The organism is Pannonibacter sp. Q-1, from assembly GCF_054073275.1.
Window position 1 is genome coordinate 815,397 of the sequence record NZ_JBSXNB010000002.1, and the last position, 13,173, is coordinate 828,569.

General features: G+C 63.1%; 13 protein-coding genes. 7 read left to right on the plus strand and 6 right to left on the minus strand.

Features of this window, described 5'->3' with window-relative positions:
• Nucleotides 1-372: 372 nt before the first annotated feature.
• The 5 genes from pcaD (at nucleotide 373) to ACVNHC_RS07810 (ending at nucleotide 4,536) form a co-directional block, all read left to right on the plus strand.
• Nucleotides 373-1,161, plus strand: coding sequence for a 3-oxoadipate enol-lactonase (gene pcaD / locus ACVNHC_RS07790; protein ID WP_457166880.1), 789 nt, complete (start codon nucleotides 373-375; stop codon nucleotides 1,159-1,161).
• A complete protein-coding gene (gene pcaC / locus ACVNHC_RS07795) occupies nucleotides 1,154-1,600 on the plus strand; it encodes a 4-carboxymuconolactone decarboxylase (protein WP_050471235.1) in 447 nt (148 codons plus the stop codon). Before pcaD ends, pcaC begins: the two co-directional genes overlap by 8 nt.
• A complete protein-coding gene (gene pcaH, locus ACVNHC_RS07800; protein WP_457166881.1) occupies nucleotides 1,597-2,349 on the plus strand; it encodes a protocatechuate 3,4-dioxygenase subunit beta in 753 nt (250 codons plus the stop codon). Before pcaC ends, pcaH begins: the two co-directional genes overlap by 4 nt.
• 3 nt (nucleotides 2,350-2,352) lie before the next feature.
• The gene (gene pcaG, locus ACVNHC_RS07805) at nucleotides 2,353-2,979 is read left to right on the plus strand and encodes a protocatechuate 3,4-dioxygenase subunit alpha (RefSeq protein WP_374628745.1); all 627 of its coding nucleotides are present in this window, start codon (nucleotides 2,353-2,355) and stop codon (nucleotides 2,977-2,979) included.
• 216 nt (nucleotides 2,980-3,195) lie between these two features.
• The gene (locus ACVNHC_RS07810) at nucleotides 3,196-4,536 is read left to right on the plus strand and encodes a 3-carboxy-cis,cis-muconate cycloisomerase (protein WP_457166882.1); all 1,341 of its coding nucleotides are present in this window, start codon (nucleotides 3,196-3,198) and stop codon (nucleotides 4,534-4,536) included.
• A gap of 254 nt (nucleotides 4,537-4,790) precedes the next feature.
• Here ACVNHC_RS07810 and ACVNHC_RS07815 read toward each other — a convergent pair whose 3' ends face one another.
• Nucleotides 4,791-5,090: an excalibur calcium-binding domain-containing protein gene (locus ACVNHC_RS07815; RefSeq protein ID WP_457166883.1), complete on the minus strand. Its 300-nt coding sequence runs from the start codon at nucleotides 5,088-5,090 to the stop codon at nucleotides 4,791-4,793.
• 114 nt (nucleotides 5,091-5,204) lie between these two features.
• Nucleotides 5,205-6,734, minus strand: a complete 1,530-nt coding sequence (locus tag ACVNHC_RS07820; RefSeq protein ID WP_457166884.1) for a LysM peptidoglycan-binding domain-containing protein — start codon at nucleotides 6,732-6,734, stop codon at nucleotides 5,205-5,207.
• Between the two features lie 243 nt (nucleotides 6,735-6,977).
• Between ACVNHC_RS07820 and ACVNHC_RS07825 the strand changes: the two genes are divergently transcribed.
• Nucleotides 6,978-7,583 carry an LOG family protein gene (locus ACVNHC_RS07825; protein ID WP_050471229.1) on the plus strand — a complete coding sequence of 202 codons (606 nt, stop codon included), beginning with the start codon at nucleotides 6,978-6,980 and terminating at the stop codon, nucleotides 7,581-7,583.
• 223 nt (nucleotides 7,584-7,806) lie between these two features.
• On the plus strand, nucleotides 7,807-9,054 hold the full coding sequence (locus ACVNHC_RS07830) for a diguanylate cyclase (protein ID WP_050471228.1): 1,248 nt from the start codon (nucleotides 7,807-7,809) through the stop codon (nucleotides 9,052-9,054).
• A gap of 157 nt (nucleotides 9,055-9,211) precedes the next feature.
• On the opposite strand, the gene cimA is transcribed toward ACVNHC_RS07830, so the two are convergent.
• From cimA to ACVNHC_RS07850, 4 genes are all read right to left on the minus strand, one after another.
• Nucleotides 9,212-10,804 carry a citramalate synthase gene (gene cimA, locus ACVNHC_RS07835; protein ID WP_457166885.1) on the minus strand — a complete coding sequence of 531 codons (1,593 nt, stop codon included), beginning with the start codon at nucleotides 10,802-10,804 and terminating at the stop codon, nucleotides 9,212-9,214.
• Between the two features lie 35 nt (nucleotides 10,805-10,839).
• Complete coding sequence (gene pip, locus ACVNHC_RS07840; protein ID WP_457166886.1) at nucleotides 10,840-11,802, minus strand: prolyl aminopeptidase; 963 nt, start codon at nucleotides 11,800-11,802, stop codon at nucleotides 10,840-10,842.
• Between the two features lie 15 nt (nucleotides 11,803-11,817).
• Complete coding sequence (locus tag ACVNHC_RS07845) at nucleotides 11,818-12,297, minus strand: GFA family protein (RefSeq protein ID WP_457166887.1); 480 nt, start codon at nucleotides 12,295-12,297, stop codon at nucleotides 11,818-11,820.
• A gap of 298 nt (nucleotides 12,298-12,595) precedes the next feature.
• Complete coding sequence (locus tag ACVNHC_RS07850) at nucleotides 12,596-12,964, minus strand: endonuclease domain-containing protein (protein WP_457166888.1); 369 nt, start codon at nucleotides 12,962-12,964, stop codon at nucleotides 12,596-12,598.
• Nucleotides 12,965-13,173 lie beyond the last annotated feature (209 nt).

Genomic DNA, 13,173 nt, shown 5'->3' on the forward strand with positions numbered 1-13,173 from the left:
CGTGTTCCAGATGGGGCGCTACGAGTTCACTTACCGCTTTCGCGCAAGAGACTTCAGACTGAAGATGGCTTGCTGCACAGCATCTCAGCCCCCCTCCCCCTCGTGGGGAGGGGTAAGGGGTGGGGGGCTCTGAGCTTGCAACTACCTGAAGGATTGGTCGCCTTTTGAAGAAACCTTCAAAAGGAAGTGCGTCCCAAGAGCATTTGTTTCTCTGCCTGCCGGATAGGCTTCCCCCCCACCCCTACCCCTCCCCACGAGGGGGAGGGGGGCGGAAAGGCTCTGCCAAAGAAACGGGAATTGGGGCCTGCGAGACAGTCCGGAATGAACATTGCCCGCAAGGGGATGCGGCAAGAGGGAGAAATTGCGTTGCAGATGATCCGCGCAAACGGGGTATGCCTGCATGTGAGCGACAGCGGCGAACAGCACCTGCCTGTTCTCGTTTTCGCCAATTCGCTTGGCACGGACTTCCGCTCATGGGACCGGGTGGCGGCGCATTATTCCGGCAAGTTCCGCATCCTGCGCTACGACATGCGCGGCCACGGCCTGTCCGAGTGCCCCGATGCTCCCTATTCCATTGAGGATCTTGTCGCCGACCTCGACCAGCTTCTGGCGGCGCTTGGCATCACCTCTGCCATTGTCGTGGGCCTGTCTGTCGGCGGACTGGTGGCACAAGGGCTGGCGTCGAAGCGCCCCGGCCTTGTACGGGCCGCTGTCTTCAGCAATACGGCTGCCAAGGTGGGCACCGCCGAAATGTGGGCCCAGCGCATCGCCGCGATTGAAGCGGGCGGAATTGCCTCTCTGTCAGAACCCATTCTGGAGCGCTGGTTCTCTGCCGCCTTCCGCCAGAGCCGCCCTGAGGAACTCTCTGGCTGGCGCGCCATGCTGACCCGCACCACGCGGGAAGGCTACACCGGCATCTGCCATGCGCTGGCTGGCGCCGATCTCACCGCCTCGACCGCGAAGCTGAAGCTGCCGGTGCTGGTGATTGCGGGCAGCGAGGATGGCTCGACCCCGCCGGATCTGGTGCGCGGCACTGCTGATCTCATCGAGGGCTCACGCTTCACCCTGATCGAGGGCGTGGGCCACATCCCTTGCGTCGAGGCGCCGGAGGCCTTCTGCGCGGCCGTTGATACTTTCCTTGAGGAGCATTCCCTTGTCTGACCGTTCCCCCGGCTCGCGCCATGCCAATGGCATGAAGACCCGCCGCTCCGTTCTGGGCGACGCCCATGTGGACCGGGCCATTGCCAACCAGACGCCCTTCGACGAGGACTTCCAGACGCTGATCGTGGAAAGCGCCTGGGGCACGGTCTGGGCCGATGACAGCCTGACAAAGCGCGAGCGCAGCCTTGTCACCATTGCCCTGCTGGCCGGCCTCGGCCACCATGAGGAACTGGCCATGCATGTGCGGGCCAGCGCCAACACCGGCGCCAGCGCGCGCGACATCCGCGAGGCGCTGCTGCATGTGGCGATCTACGCCGGAGTGCCCGCGGCCAACACCGCCTTCAAGATTGCCCGCGAAACCCTCGCCGCCAACGGGCGGATGGGCGAAGTGGAGGAAATGCGCAAACCTGCGGATCTGGACCAGGGAGGCCAGTCATGAGCGAGACCCCAAGCAACTTTCCGAGCCCGGGACTGGGCGACTATTACCAGCGCGAGCTGTCCATGCATCCGCCCGCCTATGCGCCGGGTTACAAGAGCTCCGTTCTGCGCTCGCCGCAGAAGGCACTTCTGTCGCTGGAACAGGGCATGGGCGAGATCACCGGCCCGGCCTTCAACCACAACGACCTCGGCCCGCTCGACAATGACATGATCCTCAACTACGCCAAGACGGGTGAGCCCATCGGCGAGCGGATCGTGGTCCATGGCCGCGTGCTGGACGAGAACGGCCGCGGACTGCCGGAAGTGCTGGTGGAAGCCTGGCAGGCGAATGCAGGCGGCCGCTACCGCCACAAGAAGGACACCTATCTCGCCCCGATCGATCCGAATTTCGGCGGCTGCGGCCGCACCCTGACGGACGAGAACGGCTACTACTGCTTCCGCACCATCAAGCCGGGCCCCTATCCCTGGCGCAACTACATCAACAGCTGGCGCCCGGCCCATATCCACTTCTCGGTGTTCGGCCATTCCTTCACCCAGCGCCTGATCACCCAGATGTATTTCGAGGGCGACCCGCTCATCGATATCTGCCCGATCGTCAAGACCATCCCGGATGCCGGTGCCATCGAGCGGCTGATCGCCCCGCTGGACATGAAGGCCTCCGCCCCGCTCGACTACCGGGCCTACCGCTTCGACATCGTGCTGCGCGGCCGCCGCTCCACGCTTTTCGAAAACCGTCTGGAAGGAAACTGAACCATGGTTCTGCCGCTTCCCTATCTTCAGGAAACCGCCAGCCAGACGGCGGGCCCCTATGTCCACATCGGCCTTGCCCCGCAGGCGGCCGGGTTCGACATCTTCGAGAAGAACTTCAGCCATGTGGTCGCCGGTCCCGATACGCGCGGCGAGCGCATCCGCATCGAGGGCCGCGTCTTCGACGGCTCCGGCACGCCGCTGAAGGATGTGCTGATCGAGAGCTGGCAGGCCAACAGCGATGGCCGCTACAACCACCCGGAAGACAAGGGGCCGGGCCAGCTTGATCCGGACTTCCGGGGCTGGGGCCGCACCTGCTCGGACTTTGAAACCGGCGTCTTCGTCATCGAAACCATTAAGCCCGGCTCCGTGCGCTGGCGTGACGGGCGCCCGCAGGCCCCGCATATCAGCCTGTGGATCGTCGCACGCGGCATCAACCTCGGCCTCAACACCCGGCTTTATTTCTCCGACGAGGAAGAAGCCAATGCCAAGGACCCGGTCATCAACCTCGTGGAGCACCCGGTGCGCCGCAAGACGCTGATCGCCCAGCGCGGGGAGCGCAATGGCGAGGTGGTCTACACCTTCGACATCCACATCCAGGGCGAAAACGAGACGGTGTTCTTCGACATCTGATCGCTCGCAGGCAAGAGACGGACCTGACCGGGGGGAGATCCAGATAGCCCATCAAACCCTGATCGGGAACCGTGCATGGAGCCGGGCCAAAGACGGCCCGGCTCCAGTCTTTTCTGCGATGCTCCAGCACCCGGCATCCGGCCCGCCCTTGGCGGGCCCTTGCCGTTCCAGTACCAATACATACCAGCGCCATTTCCGGCCGCATCAGGGACAGCCATGACCGTCAGCCCCTTCGATTCCCCTCTCCTCTCCGGCCTGCTGCAGGATGGTGAAACAGCGGCGCTGTTCAGCGATGCTGCCGCCCTTGCGGCCATGCTGGAGGTGGAGGCAGCGCTGGCGCTGGCGCAAGGGGACTGCGGCCTCATTCCGCACGAAGCTGCGAAGGCGATCAGCGCGGCCGCAAGACACCTGACGCTGGACCCGGCAGCGCTGTCGGCGGCCACTGCGCAGGACGGCGTGCCCGTGCCGGCGCTGGTCGCGGCCCTGCGCAAGGCAGTATCTGCAGACCATGCCCCCTTCGTCCATTGGGGCGCGACCAGTCAGGACATCGCCGACACCGGTCTGGTGCTGCGGCTGTCGCAACTGGCAGACCTTTTCGAAACGCGCCTGCGTGACCTTTCCCGGCTGCTGCTGCGCATGGCTGAAGCGCACCGGGCAACACCCATGGCGGCGCACACCCGCATGCAGCAGGCAACTCCCACAAGCTTCGGCCTGAAGGCCGCCGTGTGGCTGGCACCGCTGCTGGCGCATCTGGAACGTCTTGCTCAATTGCGCCCGCGCCTGCTCCGCCTGTCGCTGGGCGGGGCGTCGGGCAACCTTGCCGCGCTGGCCCCGCATGGGCTGGCGGTGGAGGCAAAGCTCGCCGAACGGCTGGGTCTCACAATTTCGCCCGTGCCCTGGCATGTGAGCCGCGACGGGCTGATGGAATTTGCCGGCTGGTGTGCCCTCGTCACCGGCAGCCTCGGCAAGACCGGGCAGGACATCGCCCTTCTCTCCCAGAACGAAATCGGCGAGCTGCGCCCCGGCAGCGGCGGCGGCTCGTCCACCATGCCCAACAAGGCCAACCCGGTGGGCGCCGAAGTGCTGATCGCCCTCGCCCGTTACACCGGCGGCCAGCTCGGCACCCTGCAGCAGGCAGCCATCGCCGAGTATGAGCGCAGCGGCGCCGCCTGGCTGATCGAGTGGCTGAGCCTGCCGCAGATCGCTGCCGCCACCGGCAAGGCGCTCGCAACCGCCACCAGCCTGCTGGACAGCCTCGTCATCGACACCGCCCGCATGCGTGCCAACATCGAGGCAAGCAACGGCCTGCTTCTGGCAGAGGCCGCCAGCTTTGCGCTCGCCGCCACCATGCCCCGTCCGCAGGCGCAAGATTTGGTAAAGAAAGCCTGTGCTACAGTCCTTGCGAGCGGCACCCATCTCTTCGATGTGCTGGCCGTCATGACTCCGGTTCCCGCTGACTGGAGCGCGCTCAAGGACCCTGTGCTCCACATGGGTGAATCGGCGGCGCTGATCGACCGGATTGTAGAGTCGGCTCAGGCACTTGGCCTGGAGAGCTGAGAGACAGATTCGGCTTCTTCACAAACTGATTCAAGCACTTGGCATGTTGATTCCGGTTTTCCGGCCAATTGCCTCTTGTGATTCATGTTGCCGGTGCAAGTGGCTGATACCGCTGAGTCAGTGTGTTGACATGTTGAATCAGCAGACGCTTGTACCAAGGCATCCGGGATGCTGACGCATCACGCCTTGGTAATGCTCAAACCCCGCACGGGCCTGACCAAGTCCCGATGAGCCACGCTCAGCGGGATCTGGTCTTAGCGGCAACCGAACTGGTCCATCAGCTCCCGCACCTTCTGCAGATTGCGCTGCGTGCTGTCGCCGCAGACCTTTTCGCAAGGCACGCCATCGCCGTCACCATCGGCACGGGCATAGCCGCAGACACACCAGAGATAGACGGCCTCCTCGCAGGAGCGCACCGTGCCGCAGGTGCCGCCGCAGCTGAACCGCTGCGCCACCTGAAGCTCATCGAGGGTAAGGGAGAACGGCTCAGCCTCAGCGCGCACCTGTTGCGCGGCGGCAAGCAGGATGGCGATCATCGCCAGGACAACACGCATGGCCAAGCAACTTCTTTCGTGAACCGGCTTCCATCATAACAGGTCTGCAAAGCCAGAAAAACCGAAGGCGCCGGTTGCCCGGCGCCTCGCAATTCGTCGGCACAGATCCGCAGCTTACTTGGCAGCGTCATCCGGTTCCGCACCCGGGGTCAGGAACACCTGTCCCGGATAGATCAGGTCCGGATTGCGGATCTGGTCCTTGTTGGCCTGATAGATGGTGGTGTAGCGGAAGCCCGTGCCATAGAGGCGGCGGGAGATGTTCCAGAGATTGTCGCCCTTGCGGATGATGACATTCGGCACCTGCGGGGCAGCAGCGGCATCGGACGCGCCTTCAGAACCGGCTTCCTCGACCTTGCTGAGAACGATCTCCTGCGGCTCGGCCTTGCGGAACGATACGGCAGCACGGGCCAGAACCGCACCGGTGACCGGGTCCACATGGTCGGCACGAACCTCGACGTCACCAACCGGAATCTCGGCCGTGGTTTCCAGCAGCCAGCGGCCATCCCCGTTGGCCTTCGTTTCACCAACCAGAGCATCGGCCACATAGATGCGCAGCAGCGCATCCGCCGTGCTGGTGCCAGCCACATAGAGCTTGCCATCCTCGGACTCGACCGCTTCCACGGTGACCGGCGCGATGACGGGCTTGACCTCTGCTGCGGGCGCTTCTGCGGGCGCAGGCGCGGCAGCAACTGGTGCAGGCTCGGGAGCGGCCCCGGCCGGCACGGCAGCCTGTTCCGGACCGGCCTCCGCGGCAGCTTCAGGAGCGGCGTCTGGGGTTGCGTCTGGGGCTGCATCTGGGGCTGCTTCAGCAGTGGCTTGCGGGGCAGCTTCAGGTGCAGATGCAGGTTCCGGTGCAGATGCTGCCGCCGGTTCGGTGGTGCCGGCCTCCGGCGCGGCGGTTTCAGCGGCCGCAGGCGCCGGCTCGGCAGGAGCTGCTTCTGCTGCAGGCTCTCCTTCGGGCGCTGCCACCGGTGCCGCTTCAGGTGCCGCTTCAGCTGCTGGCGCGGTCTCCTCCGGCTTCGGAGTGGCCTCAGCACTCGCCACCTCGACAGCGGCGGGCTGCTGCAGCACGCTGGACGGTGCATCCGGGCTGTTGAGGACGATCAGAGGACGTTCCTGACCGCTGCCCGGAAGGGAAACGGTCAGGCGCTGCGCCGACTCTATGGTCTTCCCGTCAGCCGTTTCCATGCGCAGCAGCATGTCGTAGTCGCCGGGCGCCAGCGGCTTGTCGAGGACCATCGACCATTCCCCTGCCTCATTGGCTGTGGCGGTGCCGATCACCTCGCCATTGGCCAGCAGAGACACCTTCGAGCCCGGTGCCGCACGGCCCGCAATCACGGCTGCGCCATCGGCTTCAATTCCAGCGACGTCAAAGCTGGGAGCTTCCGGTTCGGGAGTTGCGGCAGGTTCAGCCGCCGGGGCCGGGGACTGGACTGCGGCTGGCTGGGACGCGGTATCAGGAGCCGTTGCCGCCGGGGCCTCGGCCGGAGCTGCAGGGGCGGCCGTCTGACTTGCGGCTTGCGGGGCACTTGCCGTTTCCCGGGGCGCTCCCGCATCCTTCTGGCTCAGATAGCCTGTCAGCAGCGCAATGATCCCCACGACCACGGCAATGACCAGACTGACGGTAACCCCTTTACGTGTCATCTCAGACCCCAAACCCTGATTGGAGGTGCGGCGGCTCTCTTCAACAGCCGCGCAGCTCGCCCCCTGCCACATGCCCGGCTGCACCGGACACCCAATTTCTGAACAGTTCCCCAGCGTTTCACGAAGAACACCACAAGATCTAGCAGATTCGCCGCATAAACGGCATTTTGCACAAGGCACGCAAGCTTTGTTGCCGCAGGCAATGCTTGACCATGGCTGTCTGCCAATGCCAAACATTTTGCCATGACGAATCTCAAAAGCATTTGTGTCTATTGCGGATCAAGCTTCGGCCATGACGCAACCTATCTGGACGCTGCCCGAAGCCTCGGCCGGTTGATCGGCGAGGCAGGGCTGTCGCTTATCTATGGCGGCGGTTCCGTTGGCCTTATGGGGGCAGTCGCCAAGTCCGCCCTTGATCATGGGGCACAGGTAACCGGCATTATCCCGGAGTTTCTCGAGCAGCGCGAAGTCATGCTGCATGAGGTGAGCGATCTCATCGTCACCCGCGACATGCACGAGCGCAAGAAACTGATGTTCCAGAAGTCGGATGCTTTTGTCGCCCTGCCCGGCGGTATTGGCACTCTGGAGGAAGTCGTCGAAATGATGACCTGGGCCCAGCTGGGACAGCACCGCAAACCGGTACTTCTGGCCAATATCAACAGTTTCTGGTCTCCGCTCCTGGAACTCCTCGACCACATGCGTAACGAGGCTTTCATCCGGCCCGAGCAGGATGTGCCCTATCTCGTTGCTTCTGACACTGCCAGTATCATTCCGATGCTGCAGGAAGCCTTCCAGTCCTCACAAAACGCCCAACTTGTTGATGCCGCAGCGGGACTTGAGAACTTCTGACAAGGCATACGTATAACTGCCTATAACAACTCAAGGAAGTCTTTGCCGGGGCGCACACCTATAATTCGAGCACTCGGGCAAACTATTGATATTTTGACTCTTTCCCCGCCGCCGGCACCGCGTCAAATTGGTCATTTGAGAAAAATTGACGCGTCAGGATAACTGTTTGTTTGTGATTGGCATTCACTATTCTCGAAACTTTTATCAATGCCGGCGGACAGATATGCAGAAGATCCTTCTCGTCGAGGATGCCGCCTTCTTTGAGAAGGCTGCACTCAAGAAACTCGCTGAGATCGGAGAGCGCCGGATCACGGTGGCAAGGACCCTTGCCCAGGCGGAAGCCCAGCTCACAGGCGGCGGCGAAGCCTTTGAGCTGGCCCTTGTCGACCTGACCCTGCCCGATGCTCCGGACGGTCAGATTGTGGACCTGTGTATCTCGCACAGGGTTCCCACGGTCGTTTTCACCAGCCGCTTCGAGCCCCACCTGCGCAAGGCGATGCGTGACAAGGGGGTGCTCGACTACATCATCAAGGATAGCCCTTCCAGTCTCGACTACCTCGGCGATCTGGTGCAGCGGCTGGGCCGGAATTCGTCCATTGGCGTGCTGGTCATCGATGACGCGGTGGTCGAGCGGACCTATATGAGCGAGACGATTGCCCGGCACCGCTACAAGATGTTTGTGGCCAGTTCCGCCAAGGAGGGCATGCAGTATCTGCAGGATTATCCGGAAATCCGGCTGGTCATCGTGGATTACTTCATGCCGGAGGAAGACGGATTCTCGTTCCTGAAGGCAATCCGGCGCAAGCGCAGCCGGGAATCCCTCGCCGTCATCGGTATTTCCGGATCCGAAGACATGGAAAACCGCATCCGCTTTCTGAAATACGGCGCCAGCGACTTCCTGCACAAGAGCTGTCCGCCGGAAGAACTGCTGCTGCGGGTTTCCCAGAACCTCGATGTCATCGACCGTTTTGCCGATCTCAGCGACCGCAGTTTCCGGGACGCTCTGACCGGGCTCTACAACCGCCGCTTCCTGTTCAGTGAAGGCATCCGCCTTGTTTCAGAAGCCCAGGAGCGCGGTGAAGTCCGCTGGCTGGCGCTGGTTGACGTGGACAAGTTCAAACATGTCAACGACACCTACGGCCACGAAGCCGGAGACCGGGCGCTGATTGCCCTGTCGGACGAGCTTCTGCGGCTTGCAGGCGAGGAAGGTCAGGCGGTGCGGCTGGGCGGTGACGAGTTCTGTGCCGTATTATGCGGAAAGAGCGAAGCAGAGGTCATGACCCGCGTCGAAGCCTTCCGCTGCCGGCTGCAGAGCCTCGACATTTCGTCCGGCGAGCAGACCTTCCGCATTGCCGCCAGCATTGGCCTGTCAGTCATCCCCGGCCATGACTTGTCGGAAGCCATCCGGACCTCCGACGCCCGGCTGTATTCCGCAAAGGACTCCGGACGCAACCAGCTCGTTGCCTCCTGAGCCTTCGCGTTCAGTCACCCCTGCCTCGGGCGGAAGGGGCTGATCTTATACCAATGCTTGATGAGCTTGACTCATCGAGCATTGGTTAAGCCCTTGCGGCGCTTGAGCATTTTCAAGGCGTGATGCGTCAGCATCGAAAGCCTTGTCATTAGGGGTCCTATCCCGCCGACTTCAACAGCGCATAGGTGATGGAATCCGTCAGCGCCTGGAACGAGGCATCGACGATGTTGGACGATACGCCGATGGTGAACCAGCGCTGGTGCGTCGTCTTGTCGTGGCTTTCGATCAGCACACGCGTGATGGCGCCCGTGCCGCCATCGAGGATACGCACCTTGTAGTCCACCAGCTCCAGCCCCTCGATGGCCGACTGATACTTGCCCAGATCCTTGCGCAGCGCGCCGTCCAGCGCGTTGACCGGGCCGTTGCCCTCGCAGACGGACATGCGGGTTTCCCCATCGATATCCACCTTCACCACCGCCTCGGACATGGTGACCTGCTCGCCCACCGCGTTGAAACGCCGCTCCACCATGACGCGGAAGGACTTCACCTCGAAGAAGCGCGGCACCTTGCCGAGAATACGCCGGGCCAGCAGCTCGAAGGAGGCATCGGCCGCTTCATAGGCGTAGCCCTTGGCCTCGCGCTCCTTCACTTCCGTCAGCAGCGCATCCAGCTTCGGATCGGCCTTGTCCACGTCAATGCCGAGCCGGGACAATTCGCCAAGAAGATTGCTCTTGCCCGCCTGATCGGACACCAGCACCTTGCGCTTGTTGCCGACGCTTTCCGGCTCCACATGCTCATAGGTCTTCGGGTCCTTCAGCAGGGCCGAGGCATGGATGCCGGCCTTGGTGGCAAAGGCGCTCTCACCCACGTATGGCGCATGCCGGTCCGGGGCGCGGTTCAGCATCTCGTCGAAGGTATGAGAGATGGCGGTGATGTCCTTCAGCCGCTCCGGCCGGACGGAGAGTTCCACCGTATCCTTGTAAGGCGGCTTCAGCATCAGCGTCGGAATCAGGCTGATCAGATTGGCATTGCCGCAGCGCTCGCCAATGCCGTTGAGCGTGCCCTGGATCTGGCGCACGCCAGCCTCCACCGCCGCCAGAGAATTGGCGACTGCCTGGCCTGTGTCATTGTGGGCGTGGATACCCAGATGACTGCCCGGCACCACCTGGCTCACCCGGGCGATGATCTCCTTCACCTCGCCCGGCAGGGTGCCGCCGTTGGTGTCGCACAGCACCACCCAGCGCGCCCCCGCTTCATAGGCGGTGCGGGCGCAAGCCAGCGCGTAGTCCGGATTGGCCTTGTAGCCATCGAAGAAATGCTCGCAGTCGATCATCGCTTCCCGGCCAGCAGCAACAGCGGCCTGCACCGTGTCGCGGATGCTTTCGAGATTTTCCTCGTTGGTGCAGCCGAGCGCCACTTCCACATGATAATCCCAGGACTTGGCCACAAAGCAGTTCGCATCCGCCTTGGCTTCCAGCAGCAGCTGCAGGCCCGGATCGTTGGAGGCGGAGCGCCCTGCCCGCTTTGTCATGCCGAAGGCGGTGAAGCGGGCGGTCTTCGTCCGCTTCTCCGAAAAGAACTCGGTATCCGTCGGGTTGGCACCCGGATAGCCGCCCTCGATGTAATCGACACCCAGCCGCTCCAGCAGCTCGGCAATGGCGATCTTTTCCGCGATGGAAAAGTCGATGCCGCTGGTCTGCGCCCCGTCACGGAGCGTGGTGTCGAACAGGTAGAGTTTCTCGCGGGTCATTGTCTGGATACCGGTTTCTGGCTGTTTTTTTAGCTTCAGGCCTCGGGAAGGCCTGCGAACATGTCGGTGGCGCGGATCAGCCGGTCGAGGATGCCCGGCTCGTTGAAGGCATGCCCTGCCCCTTCGATGAGGTGGAAATCCGCCCGCGGCCAGGCCTTGTGCAGGCCATAGGCATAGCGCGCCGGGCAAGGCATGTCGTAGCGGCCATGGACGATCACACCCGGAATGTCCTTCAGCTTGCCCGCATCACGCAGCAGCTGTCCCTCTTCCAGCCAGCCGCCATGCATGAAGAAGTGGTTCTCGATGCGGGCGAAGGCATGGGCGAACTCGTCCTCGCCGAAATGCTGGCTGTTGTCGAGGCTCGGCAGCAGGGTGATGGTCTCACCTTCCCACAGGCTCCAAGCCTTGGCCGCCTCCACCCGCACCCCCTTGTCCGGATGGGTCAGCAGGCGCTGGTAGGCCGCCATCATCGCATGGCGCTCGCCCTCCGGCACCGGCGCCTGAAAGCGCTCGAACTTCTCGGGGAACATTTCGGAGACGCCGAACTGGTAGTACCAGTCCAGTTCCGCCTTGGTCAGCGTGTAGATGCCGCGCAGCACCAGTTCGCTCACGCGCTCCGGATAGGTCTGCGCATAGGCCAGAGCCAGCGTCGAGCCCCAGGAGCCGCCGAAGACCAGCCACTGGTCCACGCCCGCCAGCTTGCGCAGGCGCTCGATGTCCTCCACCAGATGCCAGGTGGTGTTGGCTTCCAGTTCCGCGTGGGGCGTGGAGCGGCCGCAGCCGCGCTGGTCGAACAGCAGCACGTCATAGTGATCCGGATGGAACAGCCGTCTGTGCGCCGGCGAAATGCCGCCGCCCGGCCCGCCATGCAGGAACACCGCCGGCTTGCGCCCCGGTGTGCCGGAGCGTTCCCAGTAGATGGTGTGACCATCGCCCACATCGAGCATGCCGGAGGCATAGGGCTCGATTTCGGGATAAAGGCCGCGCAATTCCGTCATTGGATCATTCCTTCCTCAGGCCGCCTCAGGCGGCCAGACGTCTGTATCATGATCGGGGTGCTGGAAGCTGACGATGGCAGCCAGAAACGCCGCCGCCGCAAAGTCCTCCTCCGTCTTGCGTTCCGGCAGATCCGGCACCGCATCGGCATAAGGCAGCTTGCCTTCCACCCCATAGGCAACGATGGGCACGATCCCGGACGGGTCATCAAAGGCGGCAATGGCGATGGCCATGCCGTCCGGCGCCTCATAGGTCAGCGGCGTGCCGCACGCAGAACAAAAGCCGCGGGAGACCACATTGGAACTGCGGAAGACGGTCCGCTCCCCGCGCGTCCACTCCACACTGTCCGCCTCGCGCACCGACACCAGCGGCGCATAGAAGCCGCCGAAAGCCTTCTGGCACATGCGGCAATGGCACACCGACGCATGCCCCAGCTGCCCCCTCACCCGGAACCGCACCGCCCCGCACTGACACCCGCCAGACCGTTCACTGGTCATGATTGGTTCTCCCTGTTGCAACTCGCCATACCTCGCGCCTAGCCATGACACACAACACTGGCCAGTTTGCATTCTACTGCCGAGCCCCCCACCCCTTACCCCTCCCCACCGGGGAGAGGGGGGCTGTGAGACCTTGCTTCACGTCACTTTCAGACCGGAGGAAACTCAACACAAAGGAAGTTTTTCCCTTACCCGCAGTGAGGAGGCCTATTTGAAGCCCTGCCTATCCGCCCCCCTCCCCCTCGTGGGGAGGGGGTAGGGGTGGGGGGGCAGACTCTCGAGGGACGCCCAGCTCAAGTCACCCGGCACTCCCCTGCAATCCCAACCGCCTCAGCACATCCTCGACCACACCCTCAAGATTATGTTCAACATCCGCAGCCGCATAACGCCAGACTTGAAACCCTTCCTTCTGAAGCCACCTGTCCCGGGTTTCATCCCTTGAAACTTGAACCCCGGTCCCATGCACCTCACCGTCGACCTCGATAACCACACGGCGCGAGAGGATTGCGAAATCCGCGACATATGGACCAACCGGAGCCTGGCGCCGCACGTGAATTCCATATGCCTTCAACTCTCTCAACTGCACCCAAAGCGCTTTTTCCTGAAAGGTCTGCTCCCTCCTCAAGCTGACCGCCCGGCGTCGTGTGTCCTTCGAGATTGCAGTCAAGTTACACACCCCTTTTGCCTGCAGTCAGTCGCACTTTGAAGCCCAGCTTCCTTGCAACCGCAGAGCCCCCCCACCCCTTACCCCTCCCCACCAGGGGGAGGGGGGCTGAGAGGCTTTGCCAAACCCCACTTCCAGAGGAGAGGAAGCTCATCACAAAGGAAATTTTTCCCCTTACCCGCAGTGACGAAACCTGCCTGAAACACCGCCCG